This window comes from Klebsiella sp. SWET4 (genome assembly GCF_024296565.1).
Taxonomy (GTDB): Bacteria; Pseudomonadota; Gammaproteobacteria; order Enterobacterales; family Enterobacteriaceae; genus Klebsiella; species Klebsiella variicola.
This window is the reverse complement of the sequence record NZ_JANCOB010000010.1, coordinates 50,962-67,132: the sequence shown is the minus strand read 5'-3', so window position 1 is coordinate 67,132 and position 16,171 is coordinate 50,962. Positions and strand designations below refer to the sequence as shown.

General features: G+C 58.5%; 12 protein-coding genes. 3 read left to right on the top strand and 9 right to left on the bottom strand.

The window, feature by feature from the left end:
* Nucleotides 1-35: 35 nt before the first annotated feature.
* Complete coding sequence (locus NKJ21_RS20765) at nucleotides 36-563, bottom strand: GNAT family N-acetyltransferase (protein WP_008807143.1); 528 nt, start codon at nucleotides 561-563, stop codon at nucleotides 36-38.
* 68 nt (nucleotides 564-631) lie between these two features.
* A complete protein-coding gene (gene mpl / locus NKJ21_RS20760; protein ID WP_044613162.1) occupies nucleotides 632-2,005 on the bottom strand; it encodes a UDP-N-acetylmuramate:L-alanyl-gamma-D-glutamyl-meso-diaminopimelate ligase in 1,374 nt (457 codons plus the stop codon).
* 175 nt (nucleotides 2,006-2,180) lie between these two features.
* Between mpl and fbp the strand changes: the two genes are divergently transcribed.
* The gene (fbp, locus tag NKJ21_RS20755) at nucleotides 2,181-3,179 is read left to right on the top strand and encodes a class 1 fructose-bisphosphatase (protein ID WP_008807144.1); all 999 of its coding nucleotides are present in this window, start codon (nucleotides 2,181-2,183) and stop codon (nucleotides 3,177-3,179) included.
* A 42-nt stretch (nucleotides 3,180-3,221) separates the two neighbouring features.
* On the opposite strand, the gene yjfF is transcribed toward fbp, so the two are convergent.
* From yjfF to ytfQ, 4 genes are all read right to left on the bottom strand, one after another.
* Nucleotides 3,222-4,220, bottom strand: coding sequence for a galactofuranose ABC transporter, permease protein YjfF (yjfF, locus tag NKJ21_RS20750; RefSeq protein WP_002886825.1), 999 nt, complete (start codon nucleotides 4,218-4,220; stop codon nucleotides 3,222-3,224).
* Nucleotides 4,207-5,232, bottom strand: coding sequence for a galactofuranose ABC transporter, ATP-binding protein YtfT (gene ytfT, locus NKJ21_RS20745; protein WP_008807145.1), 1,026 nt, complete (start codon nucleotides 5,230-5,232; stop codon nucleotides 4,207-4,209). Before ytfT ends, yjfF begins: the two co-directional genes overlap by 14 nt.
* A 10-nt stretch (nucleotides 5,233-5,242) precedes the next feature.
* Nucleotides 5,243-6,745 (bottom strand): galactofuranose ABC transporter, ATP-binding protein YtfR, encoded by a 1,503-nt coding sequence (ytfR, locus tag NKJ21_RS20740; protein WP_044613396.1) that lies wholly within the window; start codon nucleotides 6,743-6,745, stop codon nucleotides 5,243-5,245.
* A 123-nt stretch (nucleotides 6,746-6,868) separates the two neighbouring features.
* Nucleotides 6,869-7,825 (bottom strand): galactofuranose ABC transporter, galactofuranose-binding protein YtfQ, encoded by a 957-nt coding sequence (gene ytfQ, locus NKJ21_RS20735; RefSeq protein WP_008807147.1) that lies wholly within the window; start codon nucleotides 7,823-7,825, stop codon nucleotides 6,869-6,871.
* A gap of 403 nt (nucleotides 7,826-8,228) precedes the next feature.
* On the opposite strand from ytfQ, the gene ppa reads away from it, so the two are divergent.
* A complete protein-coding gene (gene ppa / locus NKJ21_RS20730; RefSeq protein WP_002886766.1) occupies nucleotides 8,229-8,759 on the top strand; it encodes an inorganic diphosphatase in 531 nt (176 codons plus the stop codon).
* A gap of 74 nt (nucleotides 8,760-8,833) precedes the next feature.
* Nucleotides 8,834-10,021 (top strand): hypothetical protein, encoded by a 1,188-nt coding sequence (locus NKJ21_RS20725; protein ID WP_012969094.1) that lies wholly within the window; start codon nucleotides 8,834-8,836, stop codon nucleotides 10,019-10,021.
* Between the two features lie 143 nt (nucleotides 10,022-10,164).
* Here the strand turns inward: NKJ21_RS20725 and NKJ21_RS20720 are convergent, their stop codons facing one another.
* The 3 genes from NKJ21_RS20720 to tamA are packed head-to-tail and all read right to left on the bottom strand — an operon-like array spanning nucleotide 10,165 to nucleotide 16,018.
* Nucleotides 10,165-10,509 carry a gamma-glutamylcyclotransferase gene (locus NKJ21_RS20720; protein ID WP_008807149.1) on the bottom strand — a complete coding sequence of 115 codons (345 nt, stop codon included), beginning with the start codon at nucleotides 10,507-10,509 and terminating at the stop codon, nucleotides 10,165-10,167.
* Between the two features lie 2 nt (nucleotides 10,510-10,511).
* The gene (tamB, locus tag NKJ21_RS20715; protein WP_008807150.1) at nucleotides 10,512-14,288 is read right to left on the bottom strand and encodes an autotransporter assembly complex protein TamB; all 3,777 of its coding nucleotides are present in this window, start codon (nucleotides 14,286-14,288) and stop codon (nucleotides 10,512-10,514) included.
* Nucleotides 14,285-16,018, bottom strand: a complete 1,734-nt coding sequence (gene tamA / locus NKJ21_RS20710; protein WP_012969095.1) for an autotransporter assembly complex protein TamA — start codon at nucleotides 16,016-16,018, stop codon at nucleotides 14,285-14,287. Before tamA ends, tamB begins: the two co-directional genes overlap by 4 nt.
* Nucleotides 16,019-16,171 lie beyond the last annotated feature (153 nt).

The window sequence follows — 16,171 nt, the reverse complement described above, 5'->3', positions numbered from 1 at the left end:
TGAATTCCCGGAGCGGGGCGACGCCCCGTTCCGGACTACTCCCGCCCCATCACCTCGCGCCCGAGATCCCGGGCAAACTGCTGGTACTGTCGCTCATCGATCGGCTGCGGGTAGCTCAGCACCAGCAACTCATGATCCGCGATGCCCTGATGATAGCTCGGGTGATGATGCGCCCACGCATTGGCATGAAATCCCATCGACTGATAAAAGCGCAGCCGTTTATGAGCGATTGCCGTGGTTAGCGGATCGATTTCCAGAATGGTCAGCGGCGCGCGCGTCAGGATCTGCGCCAGTAGCTGTTTACCATAGCCGCGGGAGCGCAGCGTATCGTCGATCGCCAGATGTTCGATATAACCGTAGCCGGCAAACTGCCAGCAGCCGCTGAGGCCGATAAATACGCCCTCATCGAACCACGCTTCCAGCGCGTAGCGCGGGTGGCTCAGCGCCTGAAGTTTGGCGTCGCTTTCGCGCTGCTCGTGCCACGGAAAGGCGCGCGCGTAGAGCGCGTCCAGCGTGGCGAAATGGGGCGAGTCGGTAGAACGTAATCTTTCGCAGGTCAGCATGGCACAATCCCTGGTGGCGAAAACAAAACTGCCCTCACACGGAGGGCAGTGATCGGAGGCGTTCGCGCTTATTCTGCCGCGGCCGCTTTTTGCGCCAGCTTATCCAGCAGCTTCTGATGAATGCCGCCGAAGCCGCCGTTGCTCATCACCAGGATATGGTCGCCCGGGTGGGCGGTTTTGACCACCATCTCCGCCAGGGTATCGACGTCGGCGCTCCAGTGGGCCGGCTGGACGCAGGCTTCCGCCACTTCCGCCACCTGCCAAGGAATATGCTGCGGCTGCAGGAGGAACACTTCATCAGCGCGACCGAGAGACGGCGCCAGATCGTCTTTGCAGACGCCCATTTTCATGGTGTTAGAGCGCGGCTCCAGCACGGCGAGAATACGCGCGGTGCCGCCCACTTTGCCGCGCAGCGCCTGCAGCGTGGCGAGGATTGCCGTCGGATGATGGGCGAAATCGTCATACACGGTGACGCCGTTGGCTTCGCCGCGCAGCTCCAGGCGACGGCGGGCGTTGATAAAGCTGCCCAGCGCGTTCGCGGCATCCGCCGGCAGCACGCCGACGTGACGCGTCGCGGCAATCGCCATCAGGCCGTTATGCATATTATGCTCGCCGACCAGCGCCCACTTCACTTCACCAACCTTTTCGCCGTCGAGCAGCACTTCCCACTGCGAGGCGTCGGCGTTCAGCTTCTTCGCCTGCCAGTGGCCCTGCTCGCCCACCAGCTCCTGCTCGCTCCAGCAGCCCATCGCCATCACCTGCTTCAGGTTGATGTCGTTCTCCGGCAGGATAATTTTGCCTTTGCCCGGCACGATACGCACCAGATGGTGGAACTGTTTCTGAATCGCCTTCAGGTCGTCAAAGATGTCCGCGTGGTCGAACTCAAGGTTGTTGAGGATCAGCGTCCGCGGGCAGTAGTGAACAAACTTGGAGCGCTTGTCGAAGAAGGCGCAGTCATATTCGTCGGCTTCAATCACAAAGAACGGGCTGTCGCCCAGGCGTGCGGAAACATCAAAGTTCCCCGGTACGCCACCGATCACGAAGCCCGGTTTATAGCCGCAGGCTTCGAGGATCCAGGTCGCCATCCCGGCAGTGGTGGTTTTGCCGTGGGTCCCGGCGACGGCCAGCACCCAGCGATCGCGCAGCACGAAGTCGTGCAGCCACTGCGGGCCGGACATATACGGAATATTGTTTTCCAGCACCGCTTCAACGCACGGGTTGCCGCGAGTCATGGCATTACCGATGATCACCAGATCCGGCCGGGGCTCCAGCTGACTGGGGTCATAACCCTGAATTAAATCAATCCCCTGGTTTTCCAGCAGGGTGCTCATCGGCGGATAGACGTTAGCATCCGACCCTGTTACCTCATGACCGAGGGAGCGCGCCAGCATGGCCAGGCCCCCCATAAACGTGCCACAGATTCCTAAAATATGAATGCGCATTCGTCATTTCCTTCTCTTATCCGGGGCACATTTTACCCATATCCCGGGCCCTGGCGAAATGCATTTCAGGCGAATCTGTATTTTGCTGGCGCGATTCACCAGTGCGCACTTTTTTGATTCTTTGTTAAGATTGTTGCGTTCGTTTTACTCAACATAAAAATGCAGGGAACGAGTTATGAAAACGTTAGGTGAGTTTATTGTTGAAAAGCAGCACGAGTTCTCCCACGCCACCGGTGAGCTGACTGCTTTGTTGTCAGCAATAAAGTTGGGCGCCAAGATCATCCACCGCGATATCAACAAGGCCGGTCTGGTCGATATCCTGGGTGCCAGCGGTGCTGAAAACGTTCAGGGCGAGGTTCAGCAAAAACTCGATCTGTTCGCTAATGAAAAATTAAAAGCCGCACTGCGAGCACGCGATATTGTTGCCGGGATCGCCTCCGAAGAAGAAGATGAAATTGTCGTCTTCGAAGGGTGTGAACACGCCAAATACGTGGTGCTGATGGACCCTCTGGATGGCTCCTCTAACATCGACGTTAACGTCTCTGTCGGAACGATCTTCTCTATCTACCGCCGCGTCACGCCTGTCGGCACGCCGGTGACAGAAGAAGACTTCCTGCAGCCGGGTAACAGGCAGGTGGCCGCGGGCTATGTGGTCTACGGCTCTTCGACGATGCTGGTATATACCACCGGTTGCGGCGTCCACGCCTTCACCTACGACCCGTCCCTCGGCGTCTTCTGTCTGTGTCAGGAGCGCATGCGCTTCCCGGAGAAGGGCAATACCTACTCCATCAACGAAGGCAACTACATCAAATTCCCGCAGGGCGTGAAGAAGTACATTAAGTACTGCCAGGAAGAGGACAAAGAGACTCAGCGTCCTTATACCTCACGCTATATCGGCTCGCTGGTGGCGGACTTCCACCGTAACCTGCTGAAGGGCGGCATCTACCTGTATCCGAGCACCGCCAGCCACCCGGACGGCAAGCTGCGCCTGCTGTATGAATGCAACCCGATGGCCTTCCTCGCCGAACAGGCGGGCGGTAAGGCCAGCGACGGTAAAGAGCGTATTCTGGATATTATCCCGGAAAGCCTGCACCAGCGCCGCTCCTTCTTTGTCGGTAACAACCACATGGTTGAAGACGTCGAGAACTTCATTAAAGCATTCCCGGACGCCTGATCCCTGCCCTCCCTTCCCGCCTTGCGGGAAGGGAGTTCCCTGTCAGCGACTCCCCGCTCCGCTCACCCGCGTCACCGCCGCATTCTGCCGATTTTCCCACAGCACCGTCAGCCCACGCTGCAGCGCGATAAAGATAAACAGCAAAATACCGATCGCAATTTTCGTCCACCATGAGCTGAGGGTGCCATCGAAGTTGATGTAAGTCTGAATCAGCCCCTGGATCGCCACCCCGAACAGCGTTCCCAGCACGGTGCCAACACCGCCGCTGAGCAGCGTACCGCCGATCACCACCGAGGCAATCGCGTCCAGCTCCACGCCGACGCCCGCCAGCGCATAGCCCGCCTGGGTATAAATGGAAAAGACGATCCCGGCCAGCGTCGCCAGCCCGGTGGAAAGCATATAGATACGGATCGTGGCGCTGCGAGTCGAAATCCCCATTAAATTCGCCGACGTCGCGTTGCCGCCGATGGCATACACCTGGTTGCCAAAGCGGGTGCGATGGGCGACAAAAATACCGGCCACCACCACCAGCAGCATCAATAGCCCCATGGCGCTGAGACGACCGCCGCCGGGGATGGTCCATGCCAGGCCGGACAAGGTGTCGTAGACCGGATGGTTAATCGGAATCGACTCCTCCGACACCAGATAGCTGACGCCACGCAGGAAGAACATGCCGGCAAGCGTGATGATAAAAGCCGGGATCTTCAGCGCGTCGATAAGCAGCCCCATAAACGCACCGAAGGCGCAGCCCATCACCAGCACCAGCGGAAACGCCACCAGCGGCGATATTCCCCAAAAGCCAATCGCTTTGGCGAGGAAGACGCCGGTAAAAGCGATCACCGACCCCACCGACAGATCGATCCCACCGGAGAGGATCACAAAGGTCATGCCCACGGCGATGATCCCGAGGAAGGCATTATCCGTCAGGATATTGCAGATCACCCGCGTTGAGGCAAAGCCGGGGAACTGCGTCAGGCAGTAGAGATAGCCCAGCACAAACACCGCCAGGGTGATCATCAACGGTAAATTACGTTTTATCATGGCCGCGTACCCCTTTCAGTAAACCGATAAAGCGCGGCGACTGGACAATCAGTACGCACAGCACCACCACCGCTTTCACCACCTGGTTGAGCTCCGGCGGAAAGCCAGAAAGCAAAATGCCAGTATTCATGCCCTGGATAATCAGCGCCCCCACCACCGACAGCAGCAGGTTGAAGCGCCCGCCCATCAGGGAGGCGCCGCCGATGACCACCGCCAGAATGGCGTCCAGTTCGAGCCACAACCCGGCGTTATTCGCATCCGCGCCGCGTATGTCCGCCGCCACGATGATCCCGGCAATCGCTGCGCAGACGCCGCTCAGGACATAGGCCAGCATCACCACGATGCGGGTATTCACACCGGCGTTTTTCGCCGCGCGGATGTTGATCCCTACCGCTTCGATAAACATGCCCAGCGCCGTTTTACGGGTAAACAGCCAGAACAACAGCAGGGTGGCGGCAGCGATGATCACCGGCGTTGGAAACAGCAGAAACGATCCGCTGCCGAGCCATGCCAGGGCCGGGGAATCAAAGGTGACGATCTGTCCGGCGGTGATTAACTGCGCGACCCCGCGCCCGGCCACCATCAGGATCAACGTCGCCACAAAAGGTTGGATCTTAAGGATCGCCACGAGGATACCGTTCCACAGCCCGGCCAGCGCACCGGCCCCCAGTGAGGCCAGCACCACCACCGCCAGGCTGTGCCCGGCGACGGTCATCGAGGCGGCCGTCGCGCCGGCAATCGCCATCACCGCCCCCACCGACAGATCGATACCGCCGGTGGCGATCACCAGCGTCATGCCAATGGCCAGCAGCGCCACCGGCGCGGCGCGGTTAAGAATATCGATCGGGCTGCCAAACAGGCGGCCATCCTGGAGCACCACCTGATAAAAATGGGGCGCGACCAGGCTGTCGACCAGCAGCACCAGCAGCAAGGCAATGATCTGCGGGGTGCCCTTCGGCCAGCTGAAGCGTCGCTTCTCCGGGCCGGTTTGCGAAAGAGATCGAGGCATCATGAGTTACTCCTTATGCCGCAATAGCGTTCATGATCGCCGGTACAGAGAGCTCGGCGAGCGGGATCTCCGCCACCTGTCGGCGATCGCGCATGATAATGACCCGATCGGCGTAACCCACCAGCTCCTCCAGTTCAGAGGAGATAACCAGCAGCGCCAGACCATCGGCGCAGAGGGTTTCAATCAGGCGAATAATTTCCGCATGGGCGCCGACGTCGATGCCGCGGGTCGGCTCATCGAGGATCAGGAACTGCGGTTTGGTCAGTAACCAGCGGGAGAGCAGTACCTTCTGCTGGTTGCCGCCGGAGAGAAACTCGATCGGCTGCTCCGCGCTCGGGGTACGGATCCCCAGCTGGCGAATAAAGCGCTCGGCGATCTCGTTCTGTTCACGCCGGGGGATCGGCCGCAGCCAGCCGCGCTGCGCCTGCAGGGCAAGGACGATATTTTCCCGCACCGAAGCGGCGGCGATAATGCCGTCGGTTTTGCGATCTTCAGGACAGAAGCCGATCCCGAGGCAGGAAGCCTGATGCGGGGAGCGCAGGGTCTGCGGTTTGCCTTTGATCCACGCCTTCCCGCTGTCCGCCGTTTTAATACCGAAGATCACCTCGGCGGTTTCCGTGCGTCCGGAACCCAGCAGGCCGGCGAGGCCCACAATTTCGCCCGGACGGACCTGCAGGTCGAACGGGGCGATGGTGCCTTTTTTACCGTAGCCTTCAAACGCCGCCACCGGCTTATCGCTCAGCAGGGTACGGCCCGCCCGCTGCAGGGCATTGTGGTCCAGTTCGCGACCCAGCATCATTTTCACCAGCTCAATCTGCGGTAGCTCGCGAGTCTCGCGGCAGCCGACGAAACTGCCGTTGCGCAGCACGGTGATGCGATCGCTGACCGCATAGACCTGATCGAGAAAATGGGTGACGAAGATTAGGCTGACGCCGCTATCCCTGAGCTGGCGCATCAGGGTGAACAGCATCTCCACCTCCTGGGTATCGAGGCTGGCGGTGGGCTCGTCGAGGATCAGCACTTTGGCCGACAGGTCGATGGCCCGACAGATAGCGACGATCTGCTGCATCGCCACCGAAAAGCGGTTCAGCGGTTCGCGCACGTCGAGAGAAAAGCCGTAGGAGGCCATCAGCGCCGTCGCCCGCGCCTCCATCTCTTTGCGTCGCAGCAGGCCAAACCGCCGCGGCTCACGGCCGATGAACAGGTTATCCGCCACCGACATATTGGGTAGCAGGTTCACTTCCTGGTAGACGGTGCCAATCCCCAGCTGCTGGGCATGGGCGGTATTTTTGGGCGAAATAGCCTGGCCTTCCAGCCAGATGGTGCCGCGATCGGCATGGTAAACGCCGGTAAGCGCTTTGATCAGCGTCGATTTTCCGGCGCCGTTTTCGCCCAACAGGGCCATGATTTCGCCGCGCCGCAGGCTAAAGTTGACGTTATCCAGCGCCTTAACGCCGGGGAAGAATTTACTGAGTCCTTCGGTGCGAAGGATCTCCTGGTGTGCCTCGGCGCTCATAATCGATGTCACCTTCAAATGATGTCAGGTTACCCCGGGTCGCGCTGGGCTTCCCGGGGTTACTGGAACGCTGCTTTTTACCCTCTCCCACTGGGGAGAGGGATGGAATGAGGGGCTCCCCACTCAGTAGCCCATATTTTTCTTCTTCTCTAACTCTTCTTTCGCCGTATCCGGCAGATACAGCGTCGATTTGGTAATGGTCAGCTTCTCAGGCAGGGTGCCGTCTTTTTTGTATTTCTCCAGCGCATCAAACGCCGGGCCGGCCATATTTGGCGTCAGTTCGACGCTGGCGTTGGCTTCACCAGCGATCATGGCTTTATAGATATCCGGCACGCCGTCGATGGAGCCCGTGAGGATATCTTTGCCCGGCTTCAGACCCGCCTCTTTAATGGCCTGGATGGCGCCGATTACCATGTCATCGTTATGGGCGAAGACCATGCAGATGTTTTTGCCGTTATTCTCAGCTTTGATAAAGCTCTCCATCACCTCTTTCCCTTTGCTGCGGGTGAAGTCGCCGGACTGAGAGCGGATAATTTTGATATTCGACGCTTTGGCAATCGCGTCGGCGAACCCTTTCTTACGATCGATGGCCACGCTGGCCCCAACGGTGCCCTGCAGTTCAACGACGTTACACGGCTTACCGTCGACGGTTTTCACCAGCCAGTCGCCAATCAGTTGGCCTTCCAGCACGTTGTTGGCGGTCACGGTGGTCATGTAGAGATCTTTATCTTTAACATCAATGGAACGGTCGAGAAGGAAGACCGGGATCTTGGCCTCTTTCGCCTCTTTCAGCACCGGTTCCCAGCCGGTGGCCACCACCGGTGCAATGAAGATCGCGTCGACCCCCTGAGCGATAAAGGAGCGCACTGCTTTGATCTGGTTTTCCTGTTTTTGCTGACCATCAGCGATCTTCAGGGTGATACCGCGCTTGGCGGCCTCCTCTTTCGCGACGCTGGTTTCCGCCGCACGCCAGCCGGATTCAGAACCGACCTGCGAAAAACCTACGGTTAGCGGGGCAGCTATCGCCATAGACGACATAGCTGCGGAAACTGCTGTGACAAGAAGTAAGCGCTTCCACATAAGGGTATCCTCGTAGGGTTATTGTTGGTTAAAGTCTCACCTGCGGACAAACTATAGACAATCGGTGATGTAACTGAATGCGTTACATCACACTTCAAAAAAGTAAATGAGATGTTAATGATGGCCCCGCTGCCCAGCGGAGAGCCGATAAGGCTTCGCAGGGAGCGCGGCTGTTGCGGTTTATGACGTTTTTTTAAGCAGTTTGATAAATCAATCACATGCAATGAAAACGGTTACATAAATTTATTCATGATGTGGCTATGTTTATGGATTTTCATGTCATTATTACGCGAAAAATTCGGAGCACTCCGCGGCGATATCGGGAAAAAGAAGCGAAGACTTTCGATGTGAGTTGGCTATAATACCGAGCACTTGTTTGCCATACATTTTAAAGGAAACAGACATGAGCTTACTCAACGTACCTGCGGGCAAAGATCTGCCGGAAGACATCTACGTCGTGATCGAAATCCCGGCGAACGCAGATCCTATCAAATATGAAGTCGACAAAGAGAGCGGTGCACTGTTCGTTGACCGTTTCATGTCCACAGCAATGTTCTATCCGTGCAACTACGGTTACATCAACCACACCTTGTCCCTGGACGGTGACCCGGTTGACGTGCTGGTCCCGACGCCGTACCCGCTGCAGCCGGGCTCCGTGATCCGCTGCCGTCCGGTTGGCGTTCTGAAGATGACCGACGAATCCGGTGAAGATGCGAAACTGGTTGCCGTACCGCACACCAAGCTGAGCAAAGAATACGATCACATCAACGATGTGAACGATCTGCCGGAACTGCTGAAAGCCCAGATCACTCATTTCTTTGAGCACTACAAAGATCTGGAAAAAGGCAAGTGGGTTAAAGTCGACGGTTGGGACAACGCGGAAGCGGCGAAAGCTGAAATCGTTGCCTCTTTCGAGCGCGCAAAGCAGAAGTAATTCTGTCTCAGGCAGGGTCATCCCCTGCCTGATTGCGGCACGGATAGCCGCGATAACACCATGGAGGGTGTCCCGTGAAAAGCGTTCGCTATTTCACTCTGAACTATACCGGTTTCACCACCGCCGCCTGTGAAAAACAGGGATATCTGCGCCTTATCGCCGGCGAGCATGTCTTTTATACCGATAAACGCTATTTTAAAGACCCCGCGCTTTTTGACCACCTGACGATCAATCAGCCTCTGCACCTTGGCGTCCGCCGTCTGGACAACGGCTGTTACTGGATCCACTGGCTCAGCGATGGCGAAACGCTCCTTGAACCCAGTCAACGGGTAACGCGCTGGGCCCGTCCGCTGCTGATTATCAGCCTGCTGACGCTCATCGTCGCTCTTATCCCGCTCGTGATGAGCACCTCAGAATGGGGAAGGTTCGGCTGCGGCATTATCGCGATACTGGCCTTCATCGGACTGTTAACAGGGCTCTATGAGCGACTGTTCCACCCGGTGCTAAAACGGCACCCCGCCATGCGCGATCTGCTGACGAAGATGGCGCAGGCCCGCCGCCGCGACTTTTCCTTTTGCCAGCGGCTACCTGCAACGGCGCGGGCCGTCCGCCAGTCGGCAATGCCTTTTACGCAAGCCCTGCCGGAACGCTATGCCGTCCGGACGGGAAAAATTAACAATATCATTTTTAAGAAGTGGTTCGCGGGGAACCCAACGCGGGAATACCATGGCGTTGGGATACAATGCGACACGGCGCCGCTGGCCTTCTGGTGGCAGACAGGCTGCGCCAATTTCGCGCTGCATCCCGTTCTCTATCGTCGTCAGCCACCGTTTATCGCCATTGGCGATCGCCTCGTCGCCGTGTACGAGCGCGACAGCCGTGCGATCCACGCGCTATACAATGCCAGCGACGGCGCGGCTTATATAAAAAACCATCCACTCTATCCAGGTCGCCGACAACTGGCGCTGCTCTATTACCTGTTTTACGGCCTCGCGCTGGTGATGTATCTGCTATTTCTCGCTGTTGAACTCATCAGTGCCCTTCAGTCAGGCCGGAGCGTCTGGTGGCAGGTTCAGGATTCACTGGACATGCTGTCCCTATTATTACTCAGTTTCGGCGGGATCCTGGCGGTACTGGAGCTGATTGGCCCGACGGCCTGGTTATTATCACACCGGGTGGCTGACTGGCTGAAGATGCGCTCGGCGATGCGGCGCTACCTGCAGGGAGTGGCCCGCCATACCGCGCTCGAGGAGATCATGTAATGTTCAGCACCCCCACACGACGATTATTATTTCTCGCGCTGACGACGCTGGCTTCCGCGATGTGGCTGGCGAAGGATCGTCTGCCACTCTGGTAAGGCATGGAGCAGAAAAAACAACGCCACCCGAAGGTGGCGCTGTCGTGGTTAGTACTGGTCGCGATCCAACCAGTTGCCGTTCGCTATCAACGTACATCCCTCAACGGAACGTTGATACACATACATCCATGCGCTGCCGTAAGGCGTCTGAATGAGGTGGCGCGCATACTCGCCCCCCTTCGTGCGTAGCGCATCCAGTTCGGCCAGCGTCGATGCATCAATACGATAAACTTCACCATGTACTGTGCCTTCGCCGGGCACCGCGCCTGGATAGTGGCCCAGGCTGTACAGCTGATAATCGTTGACACTATGAGCGCCCAGCCACTGGGCGTTGGTCATCCAGTGGCTGTTGCCTTGTTTGCGTCGTAAACTGCCGTAAACAAATATTCGCATTGCTAAAACTCAAACTGATAGAGCAAATCGAGCGCCTGGTCAATGCCAGACACCGCTTCCACATATAGCCTAGGCATCAGGCGATAACGTAAAGTCAGCGTCGCCAGGGAGTCGAAAATACCGACCCCATATTTTACCTGCAGACCCGGCAGTACATAGCCGCTGACCACCACCTGGGAAGAGTCGCCTACCCCTTCGGTGTCCAACGCCAAATTGCTTACGCCAAACGTCTCGCCGATTTTACCCACAACCTGACCACTTTGTGCAACCCCCATTCCAATAAGCATTGAGGTCATCGCGGCGCTATCGCTCTGTCCGCTGCTCAAACCCTGGCCGCGCAGCAGATAAGATAGCGCTTCCTGCTGGGACATCACCGGGTCAGAGAAGATCTCCGCTTTCGGCTGATCGGCGGAGCCGGTGACGCGAACGCCGGCGATCACATCGTCTTCGGTAGCATCCGGGTTACGAATCGCTTCGATATTCAGCAGCGGCTGATCCGGCGGACCGGAGAACAGCAGCTCCCCTTTGCGAACAATCAGATCCTGACCATAGGCGTGGAAGCGGCCGTCCGGAATATTGATCTGCCCGTTGAGGCCCAAGCCTTGCTTGTCCTGCGCCACTTTCAAATCACCGGTCAGACGCGCTTTCAGACCAAAGGCTTCCAGACGCACGTTGTTGCCGACGTGAATCGTCAGGTTGCTGTTGATCGGGATACCGGCGCTCTGCTGATTAATCGGCTTGAGGTTTTTATCCAGCATCACTTCATCAGAGGAGACGCCAACCGCGCTCTCTGGCACCTCGTTGACCACGATCCGCGCCCAGGGCACATCCACCTTGCCATCAAGGCTGAACAGGCTCGGCGTGGCGGTAAACACCACGTCCGGCGACACATCGAGACGCACCATCGGCGGCACCGTGATCCGCACCCGGCTGCCCTTCGCTGCAATCTGCGCCCGCCAGTTATCGATCTGCGTCCAGTCGGCGTTGCCGCTGAGAGCAATTTGCCCCTGGCGGGTGTTCACCGTCCCCTGCAGGGTCGAGCGCGTGCCGTTGAAGTTCATCGCCAGCTGGCTCGGCTGCATATCAAACGGCATGAAGTTGCCATCGATATCCACCCCGCTGAGCTGCATCTGGCCGAACAGCTGCGGGCTTTTCACGTTGCCGCCCAGACGCAGACGGGCGTTGAGCCTCCCCTCGGCTTTTTCGCCGCGAGCGAAAATCGGGTTGATCATCGCCAGCGAGAAGTTGCTGATATTGACGTTGCCGCCGAGATTACGCCGCCCCTGCGGGTCGGTGACCTGCACCTGCCCATCCAGTTGACCATTGTTGGTCAGGCGGATAAGCCAGCCCAGCTCGGCGCGATTGTTATGCAGGTCGGCGCTGAGGTTCAGCGTATCGAATGCCACCGGCAGCGGCGCGTCGTTGACCACCTGGGTCACCTTGACGTTGCGCCCGCTGAGGGTCACTTTGCCCTGCGGCAGCCCCTCTTTGGTGGTGTCCCAGCTCACATCGGCATTACCGGTAAACACGCCGCTGGCCTGGGTCGCCTCCGGCATAAACGGCTTAAGCATCGCCAGATCGAAGCGGTTGAGGTTCACTCGCGCCCGCCCGCTGGCGCCCGCGTCGATGGTCTGCGGGACGCAAAGCTCGGCGTTCGGGTTGGTCCAGCAGTGTGGCCCAATGCTGATTTTCTGCTCCTGGTTGCGGTAGTCCAGCGCAATGCTGCGCGTCAGCGCTACCGGCCCTACCGGCGTCTGGAAGCGGGTATCGCTCAGCGAGCCTCTCCAGCGTTCGGCCTGACGATCGAAGCTGCCTGCCAGCGTCAGCTGGCCGGAAACCGGATCGCCCTGCACGCGCAGCCGCAGCTCATGCTGCTTCTCAGTACCTTTGGCATTGAGCTGCACCAAACTGATATTGACCCCCGGCTGGCTAATGCGATCGACCCGCACATCCAGATTACCGCCAATCTGATCGGTGGATTTCACGTCCCCTTTGACGTTGACCTGGGCGATCGTCAGTTCCTGCCAGCGCAGCGCCCGGGCGGTGATGTCGGCCAGAAGCTGCGGCGCATCGACAGTGCCGCGCACTTTCACCAGCCCCTTCGCCGTTCCGCCAAGCCCCGGCAATGCATTATCCAGATGCGGGGCATCGATAGTGGCGTCGAGGTTAAGATCCTTCACCCCAAGCTCACCTTTGATATCGGCGCTGTTCGGGCCTAACGCCAGGTGCAGGCCCGGGATTTTCCACTGCAGATAGCTGTTACCCTGCAGCGAGCCCGAAACATCCACTTTGTTCTGCTTCACGTTGCCGGTAATTTTCAGCTCCGGCACCGACATCTGCCAGCTGCCGCCGTACAGGCTGCCCTGGGTCTTGATCATGCCGTTGAGCTTCGACGGCCAGTCCGGCACCTCTTTGGCGGTGTTGATCCCATCGAGGGTCAGCTCGCCGCGCCAGCTGATCGCCTGCTGCCAGTCGAGCAGCGCCTTCAGCTCGGTTTTCCCTTCCAGGGCGTTGACCGTCAGCTTGTCGAGATTAATCTGCCGCTCATTGCCTTTGGCGTTGAGGGTGATTTTCGCCGGCGGCAGCGACTGACCTTTCACCGCCGTGGAGAAGGCCAGCGCGTAGTCGGTCATTTTGCCGCTAAACTTCAGCTGGACGTCGTCGGCCTGGAACTGCTTCTCGCCGCTGAATGGCCAGGCGAGCTGCTTACTCTTCAGCTCCATATTGAGCGGCAGCCCGGCCTCCGCCAGCTGCGCATCCGCGCGCAGCGTGGCCGCGACCGGCCCGCTTAAGTCCACCCCGACCTTAAGCGTTTTACGCACTTCGCCGCCCACCTTCAGCTGCACCTTCTCCCCTTTCATCGGGTCAACGTTCAGCGTTCCGGCGAGGGTAATGTCCACCGGCCAGTTATCCTGCAATTGCGCGTGGCCCGAGGCGCTGACCTTGCCCTGATCGGAGTCGATATCGAGGGCGTCGAGCTTCATCTGACCGTCGATACTGCTGACTTTCAGCAGCAGGTTATACACGGTGATGTCGGTATCGCCGGTCAGGCGTAGTTGTTCCCCGCGGAACGCCTGAATATTGAGGTTCAGCGGCAGATGGACATCGGTCATTGCCGGCAGCACCGGCTGCGAGAAGAGGTCGGTCATCGTCTCGCCGAGCGGTTTTTCCTGCGGCTTCGGGTTGTCGATTTTCGGCTCGACCACCTGCTCCTGCGCCACTTTCGCCACTTTCGGCAGGGCGATCAGCAGCCCCTGCAGCGAGGTCGGCGTCAGGGTCAGGTTTTTCTCCTGCCAGTTCAGGCCGGTGGAAAAATCGCGCACGGACACTGCGGTATCGTCGATTTTGACGTTGACGTTATGCAGTGCGACGCGGCTGAGGGTGATCGGATAAGGGGTGGAGAGATTCAGCGGCCCGCTGTCTTCTTCCTCGACCGGCGCGGCGGGCGGCATCTTCTTCGTATCGACAGCGACGTAAATATCGCGCAGCGCGATGTCGTTCACGCACAGGCTGCTGTCCCACAGGCAGCGCAACCTGACGCTGAGGTGAAACTGGCCGGCGGTGACCGCCACGCCGGGCTGCTCGTAGCGAACATTATCGAGGGTTAAATCACGCCAGCCACCGGTGACTTTGCCGATATCCAGCCCCGGAACCCAGCGATCCGCCGCTTTGAACACCAGATGCAAGCCGGTGGTCGTCCCCACCAGGAACCCGACGGTGCCCAGCAGGAGCACCAACACGATTAAGACGCCGAGGCTTATCTTCTTCCATAAACTCATAATTCAGGCCCCAGACCGATGTAAAACTGTAAACCATGCTCTTCTTTGTCGCCGATCGGCCGGGCGATATCCAGCTTGATCGGCCCCACCGGCGACTGCCAGCGCACGCCCACCCCGGCGCCGGTTTTGAAATCGCTCTCGCGAATATCGCTGACCGCTTCGCCGCTATCGACAAACACGGCGCCCCACCATTTACCACTGACGTTGTACTGATACTCCAGCGAGCCGGTCGCCAGCTTCGAGGCCCCGATCAGCTTGCCGTCATCGTCCTTCGGCGAGATAGATTTGTATTTATAGCCGCGAATACTGCGGTCGCCCCCGGCGAAAAAGCGCAGATCCGGCGGCACCTTGTCAAAGTTGTCCGCTTCGATCCAGCCAAGGTTGCCGCGCACCACAAAGCGGTGGCGGTCATAGAGGGTACGGATCCAGACGTCCTGGGCCTGCATCACGATGAAGTTGATGTCCGAGCCCCACATGGTGTTGGAGTAGTCCACGGAGTAGCGCTGTGAATCGCCCCAGGTGGGCATCAGACCGCCGCGAGAGCGAGTGCGGTTCACCGAGACCCCAGGGTAAATCAGCATGGTGGTGTTGGTGACGTTCGCCTGGGTAAAGTGGTCCAGGCTCCAGCGCAGGTTGATCGCCCGCTGCCAGCCGCTCGACATCTCCCAGAAACGCGATACCCCAAGCGTGGTGGAGTCGGCCTGGGTGTCATTAAGATCGGTGCGCTTAAAGCCGCCCTGCATCAGATAGTACTGCTCGAGCGGGCTCTTCAGCAGCGGGACTTTATAGGTAAAGTCGAACTGCTGCTCCGGAGCGGAGAGGCTGACGCTGGAGGTCAGGCTGTGGCCATACGAGTTCATCCACGGTTTTTTCCACGTGGCTTTCACGCGCGGCCCGACATCGGTTGAAAAACCAACCCCGGTTTCCACGGTGTTCTCTTTGCGTGGCGAAACAACGCCCTGCAGAGGCAGCACCTTGGTTTTCCGTGACTTAGCGAAATCAGGCGCCACCACGACTGAACTGAACCAGCCGGTCGCCGCCAGGCGGCGGTTTAGCTCGGCCAGATCCTGCGAGGTGTAGTAGTCGCCCTCTTTAAACGGCACGAGGTTTTGCAGGTATTCATCGCGAATTTGCGATCCGGAGAAGGTGACGTGACCAAAGCGATAGCGCTCGCCGCTGTCGTAATCGATATCCCAGAACGCCTGGTGGCGGTCAAGGGAGATCCCGAGCTGGCTTTTGTTGAACTCGCTGTCAAAGTAGCCTTTGCGCAGGGCGACGCGGGTCAACGAGCTCTTGAAACCGTCATAATCGCCATGGTTCAGCACCGTCCCGATGGCCGGACGCGTTTTTAGCAGCGCCAGATAGTCGCTATCGGTACGGGCGCCGCCGCGCAGAATGACCTCGGTTCCACCAATGCGCACCGGTTCACCCGGGGTCACTTTGGCGATCAGCACCTGACGCCCCCTTTTCGGCGGCGGACGTAAATCAAATTCAATCGTCGGCTCGTAATAACCCAGCGCTTTCAGACCTTCGCGAATGGCGTCATCGACGCGGGCGCGAAAGCGACGATCCGGCGTGACCTCATCACTCTGGATGGTGGAAAGCTGGGCGCGAACGTTTCTCTCCAGCTCCCCGGATAATCCCTCAACCTGCAAACGCACATTCGCTGCGCTGGCGACCCCGCTGACCAGCAAAAGGCTGGTGATACATAACTGGCGGATTTTTAGCACATTTTCTCCTGAATATCCCTGTTTCCCCCTACAGGAAACACTGGCGCCGCTCCACGGCTTAACAAAACCCTAACAACCAGGGTTGAAAAAGTGGCAATAACCCAAATAATTCTTATGTATTAATCTAGACGTATTACGCGTGTTTATTGTGTT

Excerpts from the sequence above, each read along its gene's own strand:
- fbp (WP_008807144.1), top strand. The coding sequence starts at position 2,181 with ATGAAAACGTTAGGTGAGTTTATTGTTGAAAAGCAGCACGAGTTCTCC.
- ytfQ (WP_008807147.1), bottom strand. The coding sequence starts at position 7,825 with ATGTGGAAGCGCTTACTTCTTGTCACAGCAGTTTCCGCAGCTATGTCG.
- ytfT (WP_008807145.1), bottom strand. The coding sequence starts at position 5,232 with ATGATGCCTCGATCTCTTTCGCAAACCGGCCCGGAGAAGCGACGCTTC.
- tamB (WP_008807150.1), bottom strand. The coding sequence starts at position 14,288 with ATGAGTTTATGGAAGAAGATAAGCCTCGGCGTCTTAATCGTGTTGGTG.
- mpl (WP_044613162.1), bottom strand. The coding sequence starts at position 2,005 with ATGCGCATTCATATTTTAGGAATCTGTGGCACGTTTATGGGGGGCCTG.
- yjfF (WP_002886825.1), bottom strand. The coding sequence starts at position 4,220 with ATGATAAAACGTAATTTACCGTTGATGATCACCCTGGCGGTGTTTGTG.
- NKJ21_RS20720 (WP_008807149.1), bottom strand. The coding sequence starts at position 10,509 with ATGCGAATATTTGTTTACGGCAGTTTACGACGCAAACAAGGCAACAGC.
- ppa (WP_002886766.1), top strand. The coding sequence starts at position 8,229 with ATGAGCTTACTCAACGTACCTGCGGGCAAAGATCTGCCGGAAGACATC.
- NKJ21_RS20765 (WP_008807143.1), bottom strand. The coding sequence starts at position 563 with ATGCTGACCTGCGAAAGATTACGTTCTACCGACTCGCCCCATTTCGCC.
- ytfR (WP_044613396.1), bottom strand. The coding sequence starts at position 6,745 with ATGAGCGCCGAGGCACACCAGGAGATCCTTCGCACCGAAGGACTCAGT.